Source organism: Bacillus sp. FAU18, assembly GCF_056033885.1.
On the sequence record NZ_JBVYHZ010000004.1, the window covers coordinates 909,762 to 931,171 of the forward strand.

Genomic DNA, 21,410 nt, shown 5'->3' on the forward strand with positions numbered 1-21,410 from the left:
GAGGAAAAGATGAAACACACTTTTGTTTTATTTCTCTCTCTTATTCTGCTTGTTCTGCCCGGGTGTTCAGCAGAGAAAAGCTCAGCAGATACCGCAAAAAAGACGTTAACCATTTATTCTACAATGTCAACCGACAGTGAAAGAGATACGTTCAGAAAACTAGCGGCAGCATTCGAAAAGGAACACAGTGACATTCATGTCAGCCTTCATTTCCCAGGCAATGACTATGAAAATATGATGCGTGTCAGAATGGCGGCCAATGATTTGCCAGATCTATTCGATACACATGGCTGGGGGAAAATCAGGTACGGTGAATATACAGCGGATCTCCGGGATATGGAATGGACTCAAGATCTTGATCCCAATTTAAACAGCATCCTCAAAAATAAAAGCGGAAAGGTGTATGCCTATCCGATCAATCAGGCAAAAGACGGTCTGGCGTATAACCGCAATATTTTAGACCGTTACGGCATTGCTCCGCCGGAAACCATGGATGACTTTATCAAAGCACTGAGAACGATTAAAGAAAAGAGCAAGGGAAGCATTGTTCCCTTCTGGTTTGCCGGCTATGACAAAAGCTCATTCGCTCAATATTACGACCAATTCGCTACACCTCTTCTCATCACAGACCCTGCCCATAATGAAAAAAAACAGCTTATCAACGGCACTTTTCAATGGAGTAAATTCACTTATTTATCAAAAATCCTCAAACAAATGCAGCAAGAAAAATTGATCAATATCGACGCCGTAACGGCAAAAAAATCACAGCTCATTGAATTAATGGCCCAAAACAAAATCGCCTTTACAATGCAAGGCGGCACACTCGGCCAAGACGTTGCCCAGATCAACTCTAACGTCGAGGTCGGCATTATCCCGACACCTGCCATACATCCCGGTGATGACCCGATATGGATCGGCGGTGAACGCTACACCCTTGCAGCATGGAAAGATTCGCCTCAATTAAAAGAGGCAAAAGAATTTATCGCATTTATGGCCCGCCCGGCCAATGCCAAACAAATGGCTGAAGCCACATCGCTTCCTTCAGGGCTGACCAATGTGAAAGCTGATATTTTCTACGCAAACGATTATGAGCATTATCAAGATGTCAAAGTCGAGCCTTACTTCGACCGTTTATACTTGCCAAACGGAATGTGGGATGTCCTGGGCACGGTCGGACAGGAGCTGGCGGCTGACATTTTGGCGCCTCAAGACATTTCGCAGAAGCTGGGAAGAGAATATAAACGACTCAGGGAGCAATCGGAAACACAGGGAGCTGAAAACAATGAGTGAGATCGCAAGGGACGTTCATGTGAAACAGGTTAAGCCAAAAAAACAGTCCTCACTTTGGTGGATGTACATTCCTGCTTTGCTCTCCGTTCTGGTCTTTATGATTTATCCGTTTGTGAAAGGCACATTGATTACCTTTACAAACTGGAACGGCTTTTCACAAGTTTACCAATGGGTTGGATTCGCGCAATATGAAAGGCTGTTTTCTGATCCTGATACTTGGCATATCTTAAAAAACACTCTGCTTTACGGGCTTGGCAGCACCTTTTTTCAAAATGTGGTCGGGCTTCTGTACGCTCTGCTCTTAAATCAAAGCATTAAAACGAAAGCGGTAACAAGAACAATTGTGTATTTGCCGGTGATGATCAGCCCGCTCATTATGGGCTACATTTGGTACTTTTTCTTCTCCTATGACGGAGGCGCGCTCAACGATTTGCTCGGGGTCTTCGGCATCAGCCCTATTAATGCGCTCGCCAGTCCCTCGCTCAATCCATGGATCATTGTCATGATTAACACCTATCAATATGTCGGGATCGCTATGGTTGTCTACTTAGCCGGTCTGCAAAGCATTCCGAAAGACTACTATGAAGCGGCGCAAATGGATGGCGCGAAACAAGGCCAGCAGTTTTTTACCATCACGCTGCCGCTGTTAATGCCCTCCATTACCATTAATATGGTCATCAACATTATCGGAGGCTTAAAGCTGTTTGACGTCATCATTGCACTCACCGCTGGCGGCCCCGGAAATGCGTCACAATCCATGTCCACATTTATGTATGATTTGTATTTCAAACGGCAGGATGCCGGCTATGCCGCAACGCAAGGCATATTTATGGCATTTGTCATTTTGATCATCAGCTTTTGCGCGCTTGCGTACTTTAAAAGAAAGGAGACGGAAATGTCATGAGAGCCGCCCGTACAAAAAGCATGCGGATCATTACGCTTCTTGCAGCCATTGTGGCCTGTGCGCATTTTATTCCTTTTTATATCCTGCTGACCACTTCATTGAAAGCAAAAGGAGACTACAGTTCGAAATGGATATTTCCAGCCGACATCTCCTTTCATAATTTTTCAGAGGCGTGGGAGCGCGCTTCGCTAGGAAACTCTTTTATAAACACCATGATCATCACAGGTTTTTCTGCCTTGTTATTAATTATATTCGGCTCACTTGCCGCCTACCCGCTTGCCCGGCGGGAAACGAAACTGAATAAAGCCGTTTTTGCCTTGCTGATTTCCATTATGATCATCCCTCCGTTAACGTCCATGGTTCCTTTGTATCGAATGGTTGTGGACGCCGGAATGGTCAATACACACGCAATCGCCATTTTCATTAATACAGCGGCTTACATGCCGTTAACCGTATTCTTGTATTCAGGCTTTATCCGATCGACCATTCCAAAAGAGCTTGAAGAAGCCGCAAGAATTGACGGCGCAGGCATGCTGAAAATCTTTTTTATGATTGTGTTTCCTCTGCTGAAGCCGATCACTGCGACCATCTGTATTATTTCTTGTGTCTTTATTTGGAACGACTATCAATTTGCCATTTTCTTTTTACAAGATCAAAAGGTTCAGACATTAACAGTAGCCATGGCAGGTTTTTTCGGAGAAAACGCAAACAACCTTCATTTAGTTGCCGCAGCGGCACTGATGGCAATGCTGCCGATGGTTGTTCTGTTTTTGGCGCTGCAAAAATACTTTATTGCCGGCCTGTCTTCCGGAGCGGTAAAGGGTTAACTTTAAAGGGGGAAGCAATATGAAGAAGATTACATTTATCGGTGCAGGGAGCACGATTTTCGCCAAAAATGTTTTGGGAGACTGCCTGTTAACAGAGGCACTGAATGGATTTGAGTTCGCTCTTTACGACATTGATCCCAAACGCCTGCAAGAATCCCAGCTCATGCTCGAAAATCTAAGAGACCGTTATAACCCAAGTGTGGCCATCAATAGCTATGATGACAGAAAACTCGCCTTGCAAAACGCAGGCTATGTCATCAATGCGATTCAGGTTGGAGGATACAAACCGAGCACAGTCATCGATTTCGAGATTCCTAAACGGTATGGGCTGCGCCAGACGATCGCCGATACAGTCGGCATTGGCGGGATATTCAGATCTCTCAGAACAATCCCGGTCTTATTTGATATCGCAAAAGATATGGAGGAAATGTGCCCTGACGCATGGTTCTTAAACTATACAAATCCAATGGCCACTCTTACAGGCGCCATGCTCCGCTATACCAATATCAAAACAATCGGGCTCTGCCACAGTGTTCAAGTGTGCACGAAGGATTTATTTAAAGCTCTCGGAATGGAGCATGACGGAATTGAGGAACGCATCGCAGGCATCAATCATATGGCTTGGCTTTTGGAAGTCAAAAAAGACGGCACAGATTTATATCCAGAAATCAAAAGGAGAGCGAAAGAAAAACAAAAAACAAAGCATCATGATATGGTGCGGTTTGAATTAATGGATAAGTTCGGCTATTATGTCACGGAATCGTCCGAACATAACGCAGAGTATCACCCATACTTTATTAAACGGAATTACCCTGAACTGATCAGCGAGCTGCAAATCCCGCTCGACGAATATCCGAGAAGGTGCGTCAAGCAAATTGAAAATTGGGAGAAAATGCGGGATGATATCGTCAATAATAAAAACCTTACGCACGAACGCTCAAAGGAATATGGTTCAAGAATTATAGAGGCAATGGAAACAAACGAACCATTCACCTTCGGAGGAAACGTCTTGAATACAGGGCTGATCACCAACCTTCCTTCAAAAGCGGTTGTGGAAGTGACATGCGTCGCCGACAGAAAAAAAATTACACCGTGCTTCGCCGGAGAACTGCCTGAGCAGCTTGCAGCCTTAAACCGGACGAATATTAATACACAGCTGATGACAATCGAAGCGGCTGTCACACAAAAAAAAGAAGCGGTTTACCAAGCTGCAATGCTTGATCCGCATACAAGCGCGGAGCTTTCCATGAAAGACATCATCTCCATGTGTGACGATTTATTTGCAGCACACGGCGATTGGCTTCCGGAATACAAATAAAAACTAGGGGACTGCTCTCCCCTAGTTTTTTGGTTTTGTTTCGCCTTCCCAGGCCATCATGCCGCCTTCAACATTGACTGTTTTAAAGCCTTGCTCATCCAGGTACTTGCAGACGTTCATGCTGCGCATTCCTGAGCGGCAGATAAATACGTACTCTTTGTCTTTATCAAGGGTTTCCATTTTTTCAGGAATATCCCCCATGCGAATATGAACGGCTTGCGGGATCATGCCTTCCGCTACCTCTTCATCTTCTCTGACATCAATTAAATATAATTCTTCGTCCGCCTCAATTTTTTCTTTCAAAGCGGCTGTGCTGATTTCTTTTATTTCCAAAGAAAACACTCCTATTCACAGTGATCATGTTCAGTATATCAAAGTCAGCTGAACGATTGCTATTCTGAGACTGATGAAAAAAATCCCCTTTTGGCAAAGGGGATTTTTTCTAGGCTTAGTTTGCCACAATATTGACAAGCTTCCCAGGCACCGCGATGATTTTCCGAATCGTTTTGCCTTCAAGCTGCTCTTTGACCTTTTCATCTGCTTGAGCAAGCTGTTCCAGCTGTTCTTTCGTTGCATCGGCAGGAACCTGTAATTTCGCTTTTACTTTTCCGTTCAGCTGAACAACGATTTCAACTTCATCATCCACAAGTTTTGTTTCATCATATACAGGCCAAGCTTCGTAGGCAATTGTGCCGGAATGGCCAAGCTTCTCCCAAAGCTCTTCCGCTAAGTGTGGCGCGATAGGAGAAAGAAGCTTCACGAAGCCTTCCATATATTCTTTCGGCAGTTCTGATGCTTTATAAGCTTCATTAATAAAGACCATCAGCTGGGAAATACCCGTGTTGAAACGAAGGCCTTCATAATGGTCTGTGACTTTCATAACCGTTTCATGATAGACGCGCTCCAATGTTTCACCCGCGCCTTCAACGATTTTGCCATTAAGCTCACCGCTGTCTTCAATAAATAGGCGCCATACACGGTCAAGGAAACGGCGCGCACCGTCTAATCCTGATTCAGACCAGGCGATTGAAGCATCAAGAGGTCCCATGAACATTTCGTACAATCTCAGCGTATCAGCACCGTGAGAGGACACGATTTCGTCAGGGTTGACAACGTTCCCTTTAGATTTACTCATTTTTTCGTTATTTTCGCCGAGAATCATTCCTTGGTTGTACAGCTTTTGGAACGGTTCTTTCGTCGGCACTACGCCGATATCATAAAGGAACTTATGCCAGAAGCGGGCATACAGAAGGTGAAGCACGGCATGCTCTGCACCGCCGATATACATATCGACCGGAAGCCATTTTTCCAATTTTTCTGGTGATGCCAGCTGCTCCGGATTGTGCGGATCAATATAGCGCAAGAAATACCAGCAGCTTCCCGCCCATTGCGGCATTGTATTCGTTTCTCTTCTTCCTTTTTTCCCTGTCTCAGGGTCTGTGACTTCCACCCACTCTTTAATGTTCGCAAGCGGTGATTCGCCCGTTCCGCTCGGTTTGATTTCATCCGTTTTCGGCAAAATCAGCGGCAGCTCCTCTTCAGGGACAGCTGTTGACGTTCCGTCTTCCCAATGAATGACCGGAATCGGCTCGCCCCAATAACGCTGGCGGCTGAAGAGCCAGTCACGAAGACGGTACGTCACTTTCTTCTCACCGTTTTTCGTTTCTTCCAGCCAAGCGATCACTTTCTCAATCGCTTCCTGTTTGTGAAGGCCGTTCAGGAAATCAGAGTTCACGTGCTCGCCGTCGCCAATATAAGCTGCTTCCTCAACATTCCCGCCTTTTACGACTTCCTTCACCGGAAGGCCGAATGTTTTGGCGAATTCAAAATCACGCTCATCGTGGCCAGGAACTGCCATGACAGCACCTGTTCCGTATGATGCAAGAACATAATCCGCAATCCAAATCGGCAGTTTTTCTCCGTTTACAGGATTGATCGCATACGCTCCTGTGAATACGCCTGTCTTTGTTTTCGCAAGATCTGTGCGTTCTAGGTCACTCTTTGATTGAATTTCTTTGATATAAGCTTCAACAGCTTCTTTTTGCTCTGCCGTTGTGATGTTTTCCACCAATGCGTGTTCCGGGGCAAGGACAGTATATGTAGCGCCAAACAGCGTATCTGGTCTTGTTGTAAACACCGTAAAGGAATCATCATGTCCATCTATAGCAAAATGAACGTGAGCGCCTTCCGAACGGCCGATCCAGTTGCGCTGCATATCTTTAATGCTTTCCGGCCAATCAAGCTCTTCCAAGTCCTCAAGGAGCCTGTCCGCATAAGCGGTGATTTTCAGCATCCACTGCTTCATTGGGCGTCTCTCTACCGGATGGCCGCCGCGTTCGCTCTTGCCGTCAATGACTTCTTCGTTGGCAAGAACCGTACCGAGCGCAGGGCACCAGTTTACAGGCACTTCGTCAACGTAAGCAAGGCCTTTTTCGTATAGCTTTAAGAAAATCCATTGCGTCCATTTATAGTATTCAGGGTCAGTCGTATTGATTTCGCGATCCCAGTCATATGAGAAGCCAAGCGCTTGAATTTGGCGGCGGAAGTTATCAATATTCTGCTTCGTAAACACAGCGGGGTCGTTCCCTGTGTCAAGCGCGTATTGTTCAGCTGGCAGGCCGAATGCGTCCCAGCCCATTGGATGAAGGACATCATAGCCCTGCATGCGCTTCATGCGGGACAGAATATCCGTAGCTGTGTATCCTTCAGGATGGCCGACGTGCAACCCAGCTCCAGACGGATAAGGAAACATGTCCAGCGCGTAAAATTTTTGTTTTTCATTATTATCAAGAGTGGCAAATGTCTTGTTTTCAAGCCAATATGTTTGCCATTTCTTTTCTATCTCTTTGTGCTGAAAACTCAAAGTAAAAACCTCCTTCTGATTGAATACGGCGTGTATGGTTCAAGTATTGACGGGAAGGAGAGGATTATTCAGAATATTCCCAAACTAAAAAAAACTCCCTCATCCCTAAAAGGGACGAGAGACTTTCGTTTTCCCGCGGTACCACCCTCGTTAGCGCGGCATACGCCGCACTCACTTGATACTTTTAACGCAGTTATGCGTCAGCGGCTTTTCACCGCTGCAACTCTGAGGTGAGTTCGGAAACAAACTTGATTGACTTTCACCAGCCGTCAACTCTCTGCAACAATATCTGTTTCTTACTGCTCCTCTTCATTGTTCTTATCGCAACCGTAATCTAACTGTATTTTATAGAATTCTGTTCATAAGTGCAAGCAGGTTTGTATACAATGGGAATGTACCCTGAACGGGCGAAGATTGAGGACAATTATTCGGGTGGAGTTTTAGTTTGACGTTTGGACTCGGCCGGCTCGCCGCCGCTGTTCAGTTCTCTCACAAAGTCAAAACTTCTGAGAACAGCTTCACCGCCGTAGCCTGAGATAATGGATAAGATGACAAGTTGAATTCCTGAATCGGGGTCAGCGGATAATACAAGTAAAATGGAAGCTGTCATTCCGATAAACCAATCTTCCAAAAATCCAAGGTAGATAAACCGCTTCGTCATTCTGGGCTTCTCCAGTCTGCCTCTCTTTTTCACATGACCGAGAATCCCCATGATTCCTCCAATTACACAAGCAATAAGTACCTGATGCAGCATCTTCATCATCACCTTCCTAAAGCCCTTATTTCGTAAAGCGACTTCAGGCCATCCAGCCCCCTTAAACGATTCCGATGATTTTCGATATCTACATACCGGCAAATCTGTAAAAAGCTTGTTTCTTCCATTATATGTGAACACATGATCGGTAAGCTTGATGCATTGGATTCATTTTTCACCCAGTGACATTTACCTAGTCACCTATTTAGCATGTAGAAAACCTTTCCGTTCATATGTTCAAATTCTGTTCTTATTTTTAGTGTATACGAGGACAAGCCCTAATGACAAACAACAAACTGCACTTGCTTGAATCAGAACATGTGTTGTGCTACGGTTACTGTAGAATTCATTTTTAAAAAGGGGAATATCAGGCTTTCGCATAGCAAGCTGACGGCCTAAGGGGGATTTATATGGCTAGTTTTCAATCATTTGGGATACCAGGACAGCTGGAAGTCATCAAAAAAGCGCTTGATCACGTGCGAGTCGGTGTGGTAATTACAGATCCCGCACTTGAAGATAATCCTATTGTCTACGTAAATCAAGGCTTTGTTCAAATGACCGGCTACGAGACCGAGGAAATTTTAGGAAAGAACTGCCGCTTCTTACAGGGGAAACACACAGATCCTGCAGAAGTGGAGAACATCAGAACCGCTTTACAAAATAAAGAACCGGTCACCGTTCAGATTCAAAACTACAAAAAAGACGGAACGATGTTCTGGAATGAATTAAATATTGATCCAATGGTTATAGAGGATAAAACGTATTTTGTCGGAATTCAGAAAGACATCACCAAGCAAAAAGAGTATGAAAAGCTTCTCGAGGATTCCCTCACGGAAATTACTGCACTTTCAACTCCTATTGTCCCGATTCGCAATGGCATTTCAGCTCTTCCGCTAGTCGGAAACCTGACAGAGGAGCGATTTAATTCCATTGTTTGCACATTGACGAATATCTTATCAACATCCAAAGATGATTATTTGATCATTGATTTATCCGGATTGGCCCAAGTGAACGAACAAACGGCCGACCAAATTTTCAAGCTGAGCCATTTGCTGAAATTGACCGGAACCGAATTAATCATTACTGGCATTAAGCCTGAATTGGCCATGAAAATGAATAAACTGGATGCCAATTTTTCGTCGCTGAAAACATATTCAAATGTAAAGGATGCCGTTAAAGTGCTTCCGATTATGTAAAAAGATCCCGCTCATCCGGCGGGATCTTTCAGATTGTTGACAAAATCCTAAAATGGTTTTCATTTTAGGATTTTGTCATCTTTTCAGCGTGATTGAAAACCCTTGAAGTCTAGGAAGGACGAGCATAGGAGCGGAGCGAATGTTCTAATTCGTGAGCACCGAAGCGCAGGCCTGACAACGAATGCGAGGGTTTGTCGACACGCTGAAAGATCCCGCTCATTCGGCGGGATCTTTTATTATGAAGAAATTGATGCCTGCTTATTTGTTTCTTTAGCTGATTTTAGCCGTTTGTCATATAGAAGCGTTGTGGCAATACTGATCAGCAGCAATACCAACAGAGATAAAACAAGGGCCTTAATGCCGTAATGATCGACAAGCACTCCTCCGAACAGGGGACCAATCATTCTGCCGCCTGTCGCCGCACTGTTGACAAAGCCTTGATAAAAGCCTTCTTTCCCTTTAGGGGCAAGCTGATTGGCAATTGTCGGCACAGCAGGCCAAACAAGCATTTCTCCGATCGTCAGGATCACCATCGCAGCGAGAAACATCGGAAATTGCTTTGCAGTCAGCAGCATGCTGAAAGACACAATAAAAATGATAAAGCCGATGACCATTTGCGCTTTTAGCGACTCGGCCCATTTTTTCACCACAAAACTGACGAGCGGCTGGCCGAGCACAATGAGAATTCCGTTAACTGTCCATAGCACGCTGTATAAGGAAAGAGATATTCCAATGCTTTGTGTGTACGAAGCAATTGTGGTTGACCATTGAGAATAAGCCAGCCATCCGAGTACATAGCCTCCGCTTAAAATGATCAGTGCGGCAAATTTTGCTTTGCTGTTCACAGCATCGTAATCAAGCACAGACGTTTGGGACGCATCTCCCGTCTGAATATTTCGAAATCCGAAATATACAATAAAGAAAAAGACCAGATACAGCGCGGCATTCGCCAAAAATACATATGAAAACGAGAAAGACGCCACGACACCGCCAAGTGCTGAACCGACGGCCACACCCGCGTTTTGCGCGACATATATCGCATTAAATGCCTTCCTTCCCCCTTCAGGCCATACCGATCCCGCCATTGCGTAGCTGGCCGGAAAAACAACACCGGAGCCAAAGCCCACAATCGTCAGCAGCACAATATAGGCTGGCCAATCATGAAAAAAGACAAGACCCATCAGGCTTGCTAACGTAATGGCTATCCCAAGCATAATCGATTTAAAACCACCGATTTTATCAAACAAAAAACCTCCGCATAAATTACCAGCCACACTTGCGCCGGAATTCAGCATCAGGACAAGTCCGGCTACTGTTAACGACTTTCCTAAATGATTATGGATATAAATCGTATTCAGCGGCCATAAAAAAGAAGCACCCGTCACATTGATAAACATTCCAATGACTAAAATTTTAAGAGCACGCGGCATACTCATCCCCCTTTCTTACCTAAAAAAGCTCATGAAAAAAACGAAACCTAAAACGGCTCCGTACGAATCCAGTTATCATAGCACATTCATTCTATCTGTCTCTCTCACATTTTTCAACTGATGAGCGTGAAAAAATCTAACAAATATTGTTTGAAAAATGTAAAATAAATAGAAAAAGGGGTCATATTATGGAAATGGTATTAGCATTCTTAGGTTTTCTGGCATGTCTCATTTCACTGGGCTATGGATTATATCACCTTGTCAGATATGTACTGAAAAAGGAAAAACGTTTCTCCAAGAGACTTTTTTGGCCGCTTTTCATTGGAGGCCTTGTGCTGCTCTTTACCGGGGCAGCATTGGCAGAACCTGACACTGCCGCAGCAAATGCCGAGAAAAAATATTCAGCGCTAAACGCCGAATATAAAACCTCACAAAAGAGCACGAAGAACTTGAGAAAGAATATAAATCTGTCAGCTCTGAAGCAAAGAAATTAAAAGACAACAAAGAAGATCACGACAAGCTTGAGAAGCTTAAAAACGAAAATAGCGATCTAAAAAAGACTCAGAAATCATTAAAAGCTGAAATTAAAGAGCTTCAAGAAAATCAAAAGCAGCTCAAAGAAGATGCAAAAACGGCAAAGGCTGAAAACGAAACACTCCGACAAGATAAAACAAAACTTGAAAATCAATTAAAAGAGACGGAAAGCCAAACCGCCAGTTCTCATGAAGACACTGGAAGTTCTTCAAACAATACGAGTAAAAGTGATGAAACCAAAACAGCTGACAAAGCAGAAGGCTGTAATATCAAAGGAAGCAAAAACGGCATCTACCACACGCCAGGCAGTACATACTATGACAGGACAACCGATCCGGCTGAAATGTTTTGCTCAGTTGAAGAAGCTGAAGCCGCCGGTTATCGGGCGCCTAAACGATAAACAAAAAGCTCCAGAATGTCTGGAGCTTTTTCTGTTTCACAACGACGATTTAATGACCTTCTTATAATAAAGAACTGACAGAAAACCAAAAATGGAGTAGAGCGCAGTATATAACACCATCACCATAATCATAGGCGCCCATACCTCTGATCCGAATAAGAACCAGCCGGATTGGACGGCAAAGTAACTGTGGAAGAGGCCGACAACAAGCGGAATGCCGAAGTTGTACATTTGTTTGATGCGTATCCCCTTTATCAGGTCGCCCTGCGTAAAACCGAGTTTTCTTAAAATCGTATAGCTCGGTTTTTCATCTTCACTTTCACCCATTTGTTTAAAATAAAGGATACAACCTGATGTAATCAGGAACGTTAACCCTAAGAAGCCGACGATGAACATCACAATACCAAACAGTGATTTTTGCGCAGCGCTTGTATCCAGTCTTGATAAATGCTCGTTTTTCTTGTTCACCTGTTGAAAAAGCTCATTTGCTTTTTCCATTTGATCGTCATGTTTCACATTGACGCCGATAAATGTAGATTGCGCCAGCTGAATGCGGGGGTCCTTATCCTTGTTCAGCTGTTTAAACAGGCTGTCATCCACAATGACAGCGGGCATGCCCCCGCTTGTAAACGTGTAGGATACAAGAAACTCTTCTCTTAATCCTTTATATTTTAATGGCTGCGTCTCATGTTTGCTTTTTACTTTAATAACACCAGAGTCCTTGAAAACCATTATTTTTTGCAGCAAGTCGGTGTATCCTGAGAAAACGGCTTCTCCAGCCGCCACATCGACTCCTTTTACATCTTTGTCGCTAACAACAGCAAGCTGCATATTGCTGGGGTCGCCCTGCATCTCTTTCGGAGTTCCATCCATAATATTTGCAATGTCAACATTTGCTTGCAGGACAGGTGTTGCCTTTTTTACAAACGAGATGTTGCTTTCCCTCAATCTGTTTTCAAATAACTTGGCATCTTTCTCATTCATGAATGAAAAATCAGCCGCTACATTTTGTTCAGCGGTCTTTTCCGATGAGTAATACGAGATGTAAGCAAGAGATAACAGCCCGATGGCGAGCGCTGAAACGGTTGTAATAATCGTCAGCAGCAGCGCATTCGATTTCATTCTGAACATGATCGATGACAGTGACAGGACCTCAGAAATATTTAAGTAGCCGCCCTTGCTTTTTCGAATGATATTCGAGATAAACGTAACTGATCCTTTATAAAACAAAAACGTCCCGATAATGACGCTCCCCAGAATGAAGCTCATCGCAACAAACAGTTCATTAATGGTCTTAAATTTTCCGCCAAACAGCTCAGAAGACACATAGTATCCTGTCAAAATCAACACGATGCCTAAAGCGCCGATCAGCATTTGGAAAAATGATATTTTCTTCACTTTGTCTTCAGTGGAGGACGTTACTTTAAACAAAGATAAAATACTCTGTTTTTTGATAAACGTATAATTCATGATCATGATCAAAAGGTAAATGCCGCAGAACACAATGACCGTTTGGACCAAGGCCTGCTCAGAAAAATGCAGTTTCGCATCCGCTTTGACATCGACAATTTTGAACAGAATCATCAAGACCAGCTTCGATATCGAAAACCCGGCCGCTACCCCGATCGCTAATGAACCGAAATACAGCATGACATTTTCTGCACTTAAGATGCGAAAAATTTTATGCTTCGTCATTCCAATTAATTGAAACAACCCGATTTCTTTACTCCGTCTCTTAATAAAAATCGTATTGGCATATAAAATGAAGATCGCCACAACAGCCACAAGCAAAATCGAAGCGGTTTTAATAGCCGCAGCTCCCTTGATCGAAGCCTTCACTTCGTTAATTGCTGGGTCATACTGCAGCGTGACAAAGGCGAAATAAAGCGCCACGCTAAAGATGAGCGCAAACACATACAGATAGTAATTACGAAGATTCTTTTTCAAATTTCGCAGGATGAGCTGATTAATGTTCATGCTGCACCCCGCCTAACACGCCTTGCGTTTTCATAATATCCTGGAAAAACGTCTGCCTGTCCTGGCCCCCTTTATTCAGCTGTGTATACATTTGCCCGTCCTTAATAAAAATGACTCTGCCGCAGTAGCTGGCAGCGACGGGATCATGGGTAACCATAATAATCGTGGCGTTTCGTTTTTGATTGAGCTGGCTCAGCTTATTTAATAGATCAGAGGCCGATTTCGAATCAAGCGCGCCGGTCGGTTCATCAGCGAAAATAATGCTCGGGTCATGAATAAACGCTCTTCCGGCGGATGTTCTCTGCTTCTGGCCGCCGGAAATTTCATTCGGGTACTTATCCCGCAATTCATATATTCCCAGTTCCTTTGCAACTTCCTCAAACTTGCGATTGGCTTCCTTTTTTGATAGTTTCGTGATCGATAAAGGCAGAAGGATATTCTCTTTCACTGTCAATGTGTCTAACAAATTGTAATCCTGAAAGATAAAGCCTAAATGCTGTTTTCTAAATTCAGCCAGCTGCTTTTCCTTCATAGCCGTCATGTCATTTCCATTAATATGAATGGTTCCGTGACTGACCTGATCGATTGAGGAAAGAACGTTGAGCAAAGTGGTTTTTCCCGACCCGGAAGCACCCATAATACTGACGAATTCGCCCTTTTCAATGTGAATATCGATGCCCTTCAGCACTTCCTGTTTATTCAGCTTGTTTCCATAACTTTTTCGAATTTTATTCGCTTCTAAAATCACCATTTATGCAGTCTCCTTTATATTGGATAATCTCATTATAAAAAGGAATGCCGGGCTTTTCCTTCGATACGGCGAACAAAAAAGAAAAGCATGTGACATTTTCGTCACACGCTTATGACATGTTCAAATTGATTCCGTATTGGAAAGGTTAATGTAAAAACTGTCCCCGCACCAAACTCCGACTCAACATCAATAAGGATCAATAACGGCGCCGCTGCTTTTTTTGCCAAGTACAGCCCCATGCCAGTTGACGCTTGATCATGGTGATCCGTTGTGGATGTAAACCCTTTATCAAAAATACGCGGTACATCTTTTGGATCAATGCCCCTGCCACAATCTTTCACTTGGAGCTGCGTCTGTTCCCCTTTTTGAAAGCTTTTAATCTCGATTTCAGAGGCTTCGCTGTATTTCACCGCGTTTGTCAGCAGCTGCCTGATGATAAACGCCAGCCATTTTGCATCGCTTAGCACTTCTTTGGCATCGAGCTGTATGTCAAAACCGATCCCTTTTTGGATACACCACGATTGTAAATCTTTGATTTCTTTAAAGATCAAAGGCTGAAGCTGAATGAATTCTACTGACAGATCGTTTTCAATAAATGAAATGCGTTTCTGATGAAGCTGCTGATCAAGAAGCAGGTGAATACGCAGCCATTCATATGACAGCTGGGATTTCAGTGCTTTTTCTTCCATTCTATCAATGATTAAATGCATCGCTGTTAATGGGGTTTTGACCTCATGGATCCATGCCATCAGCTCATCTTTTTCATTTTCCAATGCTAAGCGATGCCGTGCTGCGGTCTGCTTCAAGTGTTCTGTTTGCCCGGCAATGCTTCTTTCAACCATTGCTTCAAACGGCGTTTCCGGTTCATTTATGGCTGTCACATCGAGATTGTTCTCCCATGTTTTCAAGCTTTTATAAAACGCTGTTTCTTTCCGATAGCGGAACCAAAGGAATATGATAAAAAACAAGATGCACAAATACACCATATAAAGTACATTCCCGAATGATATGGAAGGATCGACAAAAGCAATGAACAGCATCAAAGCCTGCTGAAACAAAAACGCGGCAATCCAGCTCCGCCTTTCGATAAGGAATGCTTTAATCATAGAACTTGTCCTCTTCCTTCGCGATGTAGCCCTGGCCCACCTTTGTCTCGATATATGCACCAAGCTGCAGGACGTCCAGTTTTTTTCGCAGGCGATTGACATTGACGGTCAGCGTATTATCACTAACAAAACGCTCATCGTTCCACAAGCTTCTGATCAGCTCTTCCCGGCTGACGATCTTGTTTTTTTGCTCTATTAATTGTTTTAGAATGAACATTTCATTTTTGGTCAGTTCAACAGATCCTTTGTCATTGCTGACGAGATTCTGCTCCGCGTCTACAGCAGCGCCGCACCACGTTTTAATCGTATTCGGCTCCGTATTATAATGGTGCACACGCCGGAACATCGCTTGGATTTTCGCGATCAGCACATCAAAATGAAATGGCTTTTGAATAAAGTCATCTGCCCCGAGCTGCATGGACATCACCATATCAGCAGGATGATCCCGGGAGGATAAAAAGAGAATCGGAACATTTGACCGGGAGCGGATCAGCCGGCACCAATGAAAGCCGTCAAATTTAGGCAGCTGTACATCAATAATGACACAATCAGGATTAACCGCCGCAAATTCCTGCAGCACCTGACTGAAATCCTGAATGCCGTATACATCATAGGACCATCCCGTTAAACGATCCTTGATTTCATGAAACAGCGATTCATCATCTTCAATCAGCAAAAGTTTAAACAATCAACTCACCGCACTTTTTCCTTTTTTATCAAGTGTATAGCAAAACGCCAGCATGTGCTATAGAAAAAGCCGGCTGTCTCAGCCGGCTCGTTCGCATTATAGTTCTCTTCTCAACGCTGTCAGCACGTTGGTTTTTGTTGCTTTTCTCGCCGGGTTCATTCCGGAAATGACTGCGACCCCTCCGCAAATCACAACGGCAATGATCACAAGACTCGCCGGGATGTAGGAGAATGTGTAATTCAAGTCGCCCGCATCGCTTCCGCTTGTGGCCGCAAGAATCATCGGAACGGCCAGGTTGACAAGGTAGCTCACGCCGTAAGAAATGATAATCCCAATCACACAGCCTAAAATTCCGATATACGCGCTTTCCATCAAGAACATTCGGCGAATGATTGACGGGCTCGCCCCAATCGCTTTCATAATGCCGATCTCTTGCGTTCTCTCTGTCACCGCCATCGTCATCGTGTTAAAAATGCCGATCGCTGAAATGATAACTGCGATACATCCGACAAAGATCAGTCCGATTTTGAAGACCATGAAGAAGGTATTGGCTCCCTCAAGTTCGGTAGTCACTGATGTGACATAGTACCCGTCATCGGTTAGATCATTTGTCAGCTGTTCCACATTCTCAAACTTATCAGCAAAAACGCCAATGTTCGTTTCAACATTTCCGCCTTTGAAATCTAAGAATTCCGAAAAATCTTTTTTGAATTGATCACTGATAAAAATGTTTGAGTCCTCCATCCAGTCTTGAGATGGTTTTTTTGTAATACCGACAATTTTAAAGTCATATGTTTTTGTTTTTGTAACATCCCCTGTTTTAGGATCTGTCTTCGATACACTTAGTTCAATTGTTTTGTTCAGAATATCTTTCGTATAGCCCTTTGGTTCTTTTATATCTTCTGGATTTCCTTTTGCTTCCTCGATTTTTTTGTTATATTCTTCCGATTCTTTTTTCGTTAATAATCTCTTTGCAAAGTCGTATCCTACTACGATTTCATTTTCCGACTTTGCGACTCTTCCCTTTTCCAATTCCATATTGGCCTTTAATTCATCATTCATATTAGTAAAAATGAGATTTGAGCTTTCATTTGTACGATTGCCTAAAGTAGCTTTGTTTGGTTCATACACTTGCGTTCTTTCTACAACTGACCTTACGTGATCATACTTCTCTAAATCAGCTTTTTTAATAGGCTTGTCTCCTTCCTTGCCCATTACACTGACTTTCGTTACAACCTGCTGGCTCATTGTCATATCTGTAATTGTCTTTTGAATCCCAAATCCAACGGACGACAGCACAACCAAAAACGCACACGCCATCGTTGTTGCAAGAATCGTCATAAAGACGCGAAGTCTGTTTTTCTTCATATTTCTTCTGATAAAATGAACCTGATCCTTAAACCTCAACGGTAATTCCTCCTTTTAGCACACCATCATGAAGCTGAAATTTTGAATGTCCGATAGAAGCGACTTCATCATCGTGAGTAATGATCACAAATGTAATGCCACGCTCACGATTCAGCTGCTGGATCAATTCCAGCACTTCATGTTCCGTTTCTGAATCAAGGCTTCCCGTCGGCTCATCCGCTAAGATAATCGAAGGATTTAAAATCAACGCTCGAGCAATACTGACACGCTGCTGCTGGCCGCCTGACAGTTCATTCGGATAATGAGCGGCGTGATTTTCCAGACCGACACGTTTCAGCATGTCCTGCACCTTTTGCTTCCGCTCAGAAGGCTTGATTCCTTTTAACGCCAACGGCATTTCCACATTCTCATACGTCGTTAAACCCGGGATGAGCTGAAAGCTTTGGAAAATAAACCCGAAATGGTCAAGCCGAAATTGCGCCCATTCCTTTTCATTAAACCCCGTAACATCAGTGCCATTAATGACAATCCGCCCTTTTGTCGGCGATATGTAGCCGGAAATTAAATTCAAAAGCGTTGATTTACCTGATCCGCTTCGCCCGACAATGCAGGCGATTTCCCCTTTCGCCACACGTAATGAAACATCCTTCAATACTGGAACTTCATTCTCACGGCCCTTTTTTCCGATCTTGAAAGAATGGTCGATATGCTGAACATCTATCATAAGTTCTCTCTCCCTTACAAAAGTTTCGTTTTTTTATAAATCGCAAAATAACTAATCAAGAAACCGATTACCGCGCCGGCAGCCATGCCAATGAGATAGCCTGCAAAGCTTTCGCTGGCGGAAAATCCAAAGTACCCAAAACCCATGATTCCTATGATAATAACGATAATCTGCACCGGACGGTCAAGCGGCTTCCATAAGAAGAAGTACCCGTTTCTTTCATTAGATAGTTTGACAAAACTAATATAGCCGATGATGTAGAAGATGATAGTCATGATAGCCGGAATCACTAAATAATATGGTGAATTCTCAGCCCATTTCGAGTCTACATAAATTATCGGAATGAAATACTGCACCCATTTGGGTACTGGACCATGGATAAAATCTATTGATCCGCCAAAAAGGATCTCAAGGTTGATCGCAGGCAGGCTGATGAGCAAAAATGGCGAAATGGCTACGGTAAATGAGACCAAAAGCTGTGCGAAACTATTGCCTGTCAAAGCTCCTCCGGCCATAACCAAAGAATAAGCCAGCATGCTAACAATAATCATTCCCAAGCTGTAATTGTGAAAATAAACGGCCTGATCAGGCTTCAAAAGTATGATCAGCAAAACAGATAAAACATAACCTATAAGTTGCGGTATCACAATCACCATTCCGCCAGTAAGAAACTTCGCATGAAATATCTGCCCTCTTGTATACGGAAGGCTTAATGTAAAATCAAAAAAGCCCTTGCTTCGTTCAATCCCTAGCAGGCTGACCGCCAAAACGACTCCCAAAACCCAAAATACCGAGATAAATGAGCTGTTTATATAATCAACGCTGAATACGCAGGGGCCGACCCAATTTTCTTTTCCAGTGACACAGCCTTGATAGATGAGATACATATTTAAAATTGATAATGGATTACCCAATATAAAAACCAAAATAGTGATAACTAAGGCGACTTTATTCTGCCGCCACTCTTTGTAAAGCAGTCCGGAATCCGGCAACTCACTTCCCTCCAAACCTAAGGCATTTCTTACACTTTTGTTTTCTTATAAATAGAGAAGTAGCTCACAAAGAATCCAGCCACTGCCCCAATGATCATACCCAAAATATAACCAATAATGGAATGTCCGGTATAGTATCCAAATAAACCAAATCCAAGGATGCCGAAAGCCATAACCAGAATTTGCACCGGACGATCTAATTTGTTCCATAAGAAAAAGTGTCCGTTCCGTTCACTTGGAAGCTTTTTGAAGCTTATAAAGCCAATCAAGTAAAATAGCATGCTCATTACGGCTGGAATCAATAAAAGATATTTACTGTTAATCAGCCATTCATTTACAACGTAACTAATCGGTACTAGGTTCGATAAATTGCTTGCCAGAGAGAAATAACTCTCAGGGGAAGGGAATATTTCCCATATATTCACACCAAAAACAACTTCTAGGTTTCCAACCGGCAATGCAATAATTAAATACGGCAATATAGCTGCAGAAAACGCGGTTAACAGTTGGGCAAAAGCATTTCCAGTTAACGCTCCGGCGGCCATCACCAGTGAAAAAGCCATAAAACTTATCACGATTACTCCAATGCTGCTGTGCTCAAAAAAGTAGACGTGTTCAGGGTTATAGACAAGAATTAGCAGCCATGCAAGTAAAAAGCCAATCAATTGTGACAGCACAATCACAAAACCGCCTAACCAAAATTTTGTCTGAAAAATTTGGCTTCTGTTATATGGAAGGCTTAATATAAAATCCATCGTGCCTTTCGAACGCTCCATTCCGAGGAAGCAGACCGCCAAAATGACACCCGGCACCCAGTTGATATCTATCAGATTGCTTATGGAATAATTCACAATAAAATCACAATATTGCGGGTCTTGGCGATCAAGACACCCTTGATAAGACAAATACGTATTAACGATAGAAAGCGGATTTGCCAATACTAAAAACACAATACTCAGCAAAATCACCACTTGATTCTGCTTCCACTCTCGATAGAGGAGACCTCGGTCTACCATCTCCGCTTCCCTCCAAACTTCGCAATGAACACTTCTTCCAAGTTGACAGGAAGCTCATTCCATACTTTTGGCTTCAGCTCTCTCAAAAAGCTCTTTTTCTCCTCTTCGCTTTTCGGAATTAGCACCGTGTAAAACACACCGGCCTGATCGAGCATCGGAATGTTTTGCTCTCTGATGGCCAAATTGACATCTGTATCGAAAGCCATTTGAATTTTAATGTATTCTTCTTTTAACTCATCAAGATCCATGACGTTGGTCAGGCTGTTATCTTCAAGAAAACCAATTCGGTTGCACATCCGCTCTATGTCTTCAAGCCGGTGGGACGTAATCAGGATGCTCGTATCACGCTCTGCCACTTCATCGACCATCAGCTGCAGCACATCATGTCTAGTTACCGCATCAATACCGTCCGTCGGTTCATCCAGGAGGATCAGCGCCGGTCTCGCCGCAAACGACAGAACGAGCGACAGCTGTTTTTTCAAGCCTGTCGACAGCTCACGGTATTTTTTCGTTTCTGGAATTTCGTATCTGTTCATCAGTTCATTCGCGTACGTGACATCAAATTTCGGATATATTCTTCTCAAGATATCGACAAGCTGCTTGTATGTATACTTGTCGTAAAAAGGATTTTGAACAGGCATGTAGATGATATTTTGTTTGACCTTCGGGTGCTTTTTGATTTCTACGCCGTCAAATAAAATCGTTCCGCTGTCAGCGAAAATGATTTGCTGGATTAAGCGAAGCATCGTTGTTTTCCCTGATCCATTGCGTCCAAGCAATCCAAAGATTTCTCCTTTTTCGATTGTTAATGAAACATCTTTTAATACTTGATTGCCGTCAATCGCTTTTGACAGCTGCCGTAGTTCAATCATTTTTTTTGCCTCCCTTCACATCAGCGCTGATTTCCTTTATCCATTCGTGCAGTTTTTCCAGCTCAACCCCTGCATAGTGTGCATCGATGATGAGCTGTTTGAGTTGCTCTTTAATCATCGTCATCTTCCCTTCAACCAGTGTCGTTTTTGCATTCTCCGATATATAGGTCCCTCTGCCCCGCAGCGTCTCAATAATCCCTTCTCGCTCAAGCTCTTTATACGCTTTGCTGACAGTGTTCGGATTCGCAATAATGATCGTTGCCAATTCTCTGACAGAAGGAAGCTTATCACCAGGCTTCATGATCCCTTTCAAACAAAGCTCTTTCATTTGCTGAATAATTTGTTCGTAAATGGGTGTTGAGCTTCTTGGATCGATTTGAATCATTTACTTCCCTACTTT

The 21,410-nt window shown here is 43.4% G+C and carries 19 protein-coding genes, 1 pseudogene and 1 other annotated feature; of the genes and pseudogenes, 6 read left to right on the forward strand and 14 right to left on the reverse strand.

Annotated elements, in window-relative coordinates; all coding sequences use genetic code 11:
• Window positions 1-9 precede the first annotated feature (9 nt).
• Genes AC0OMU_RS15715 through melA form a run of 4 tightly spaced genes read left to right on the forward strand, consistent with a single transcriptional unit; the run spans window position 10 to window position 4,339 of the window.
• A complete protein-coding gene (locus AC0OMU_RS15715; RefSeq protein WP_474241295.1) occupies window positions 10-1,290 on the forward strand; it encodes an ABC transporter substrate-binding protein in 1,281 nt (426 codons plus the stop codon).
• A complete protein-coding gene (locus AC0OMU_RS15720; RefSeq protein ID WP_015251409.1) occupies window positions 1,283-2,194 on the forward strand; it encodes a carbohydrate ABC transporter permease in 912 nt (303 codons plus the stop codon). The genes AC0OMU_RS15715 and AC0OMU_RS15720 overlap by 8 nt, the downstream gene beginning before the upstream one ends.
• Window positions 2,191-3,021 (forward strand): carbohydrate ABC transporter permease, encoded by an 831-nt coding sequence (locus AC0OMU_RS15725; RefSeq protein WP_474241296.1) that lies wholly within the window; start codon window positions 2,191-2,193, stop codon window positions 3,019-3,021. The genes AC0OMU_RS15720 and AC0OMU_RS15725 overlap by 4 nt, the downstream gene beginning before the upstream one ends.
• A 19-nt stretch (window positions 3,022-3,040) precedes the next feature.
• On the forward strand, window positions 3,041-4,339 hold the full coding sequence (melA, locus tag AC0OMU_RS15730) for an alpha-galactosidase MelA (protein WP_015384421.1): 1,299 nt from the start codon (window positions 3,041-3,043) through the stop codon (window positions 4,337-4,339).
• A 21-nt stretch (window positions 4,340-4,360) separates the two neighbouring features.
• On the opposite strand, the gene AC0OMU_RS15735 is transcribed toward melA, so the two are convergent.
• The 3 genes from AC0OMU_RS15735 to AC0OMU_RS15745 all read right to left on the reverse strand — a co-directional run bounded on the left by AC0OMU_RS15735 (window position 4,361) and on the right by AC0OMU_RS15745 (window position 7,962).
• Complete coding sequence (locus AC0OMU_RS15735; protein ID WP_004398993.1) at window positions 4,361-4,672, reverse strand: rhodanese-like domain-containing protein; 312 nt, start codon at window positions 4,670-4,672, stop codon at window positions 4,361-4,363.
• A gap of 115 nt (window positions 4,673-4,787) precedes the next feature.
• Complete coding sequence (gene leuS / locus AC0OMU_RS15740; RefSeq protein WP_322839772.1) at window positions 4,788-7,202, reverse strand: leucine--tRNA ligase; 2,415 nt, start codon at window positions 7,200-7,202, stop codon at window positions 4,788-4,790.
• 107 nt (window positions 7,203-7,309) lie between these two features.
• Window positions 7,310-7,524, reverse strand: a binding site (T-box leader).
• A 102-nt stretch (window positions 7,525-7,626) separates the two neighbouring features.
• Complete coding sequence (locus tag AC0OMU_RS15745) at window positions 7,627-7,962, reverse strand: DUF4257 domain-containing protein (RefSeq protein WP_003246114.1); 336 nt, start codon at window positions 7,960-7,962, stop codon at window positions 7,627-7,629.
• 404 nt (window positions 7,963-8,366) lie between these two features.
• Between AC0OMU_RS15745 and ytvA the strand changes: the two genes are divergently transcribed.
• Window positions 8,367-9,152, forward strand: coding sequence for a YtvA family blue-light photoreceptor (ytvA, locus tag AC0OMU_RS15750; RefSeq protein WP_047183059.1), 786 nt, complete (start codon window positions 8,367-8,369; stop codon window positions 9,150-9,152).
• 236 nt (window positions 9,153-9,388) lie between these two features.
• On the opposite strand, the gene AC0OMU_RS15755 is transcribed toward ytvA, so the two are convergent.
• Window positions 9,389-10,582, reverse strand: a complete 1,194-nt coding sequence (locus AC0OMU_RS15755; protein ID WP_042977570.1) for an MDR family MFS transporter — start codon at window positions 10,580-10,582, stop codon at window positions 9,389-9,391.
• A gap of 188 nt (window positions 10,583-10,770) precedes the next feature.
• Here AC0OMU_RS15755 and AC0OMU_RS15760 point away from each other — a divergent pair.
• Window positions 10,771-11,516: pseudogene (locus AC0OMU_RS15760) on the forward strand (LMBR1 domain-containing protein).
• Window positions 11,517-11,552: 36 nt separating this feature from the next.
• On the opposite strand, the gene bceB reads toward AC0OMU_RS15760, so the two are convergent.
• The 10 genes from bceB to ytrA all read right to left on the reverse strand — a co-directional run bounded on the left by bceB (window position 11,553) and on the right by ytrA (window position 21,395).
• A complete protein-coding gene (gene bceB, locus AC0OMU_RS15765) occupies window positions 11,553-13,493 on the reverse strand; it encodes a bacitracin ABC transporter permease BceB (protein WP_047183061.1) in 1,941 nt (646 codons plus the stop codon).
• A complete protein-coding gene (bceA, locus tag AC0OMU_RS15770; protein WP_003229137.1) occupies window positions 13,483-14,244 on the reverse strand; it encodes a bacitracin ABC transporter ATP-binding protein BceA in 762 nt (253 codons plus the stop codon). Before bceA ends, bceB begins: the two co-directional genes overlap by 11 nt.
• Before the next feature lie 101 nt (window positions 14,245-14,345).
• Complete coding sequence (bceS, locus tag AC0OMU_RS15775; RefSeq protein ID WP_015384427.1) at window positions 14,346-15,350, reverse strand: two-component sensor histidine kinase BceS; 1,005 nt, start codon at window positions 15,348-15,350, stop codon at window positions 14,346-14,348.
• Window positions 15,343-16,038 carry a two-component response regulator BceR gene (bceR, locus tag AC0OMU_RS15780; RefSeq protein WP_015483587.1) on the reverse strand — a complete coding sequence of 232 codons (696 nt, stop codon included), beginning with the start codon at window positions 16,036-16,038 and terminating at the stop codon, window positions 15,343-15,345. Before bceR ends, bceS begins: the two co-directional genes overlap by 8 nt.
• 96 nt (window positions 16,039-16,134) lie before the next feature.
• Window positions 16,135-17,445 (reverse strand): ABC transporter permease YtrF, encoded by a 1,311-nt coding sequence (gene ytrF / locus AC0OMU_RS15785; RefSeq protein WP_047183062.1) that lies wholly within the window; start codon window positions 17,443-17,445, stop codon window positions 16,135-16,137.
• Window positions 17,435-18,130 (reverse strand): ABC transporter ATP-binding protein YtrE, encoded by a 696-nt coding sequence (ytrE, locus tag AC0OMU_RS15790; protein WP_047183063.1) that lies wholly within the window; start codon window positions 18,128-18,130, stop codon window positions 17,435-17,437. Before ytrE ends, ytrF begins: the two co-directional genes overlap by 11 nt.
• 14 nt (window positions 18,131-18,144) lie before the next feature.
• Window positions 18,145-19,122: an ABC transporter permease YtrD gene (gene ytrD / locus AC0OMU_RS15795; RefSeq protein WP_181220055.1), complete on the reverse strand. Its 978-nt coding sequence runs from the start codon at window positions 19,120-19,122 to the stop codon at window positions 18,145-18,147.
• Window positions 19,123-19,151: 29 nt separating this feature from the next.
• Window positions 19,152-20,138 carry an ABC transporter permease YtrC gene (ytrC, locus tag AC0OMU_RS15800; protein WP_047183065.1) on the reverse strand — a complete coding sequence of 329 codons (987 nt, stop codon included), beginning with the start codon at window positions 20,136-20,138 and terminating at the stop codon, window positions 19,152-19,154.
• Window positions 20,132-21,010: an ABC transporter ATP-binding protein YtrB gene (gene ytrB, locus AC0OMU_RS15805; protein ID WP_047183066.1), complete on the reverse strand. Its 879-nt coding sequence runs from the start codon at window positions 21,008-21,010 to the stop codon at window positions 20,132-20,134. The genes ytrC and ytrB overlap by 7 nt, the downstream gene beginning before the upstream one ends.
• The gene (gene ytrA, locus AC0OMU_RS15810) at window positions 21,003-21,395 is read right to left on the reverse strand and encodes a GntR family transcriptional regulator YtrA (RefSeq protein ID WP_003229121.1); all 393 of its coding nucleotides are present in this window, start codon (window positions 21,393-21,395) and stop codon (window positions 21,003-21,005) included. Before ytrA ends, ytrB begins: the two co-directional genes overlap by 8 nt.
• Between the last annotated feature and the right edge of the window lie 15 nt (window positions 21,396-21,410).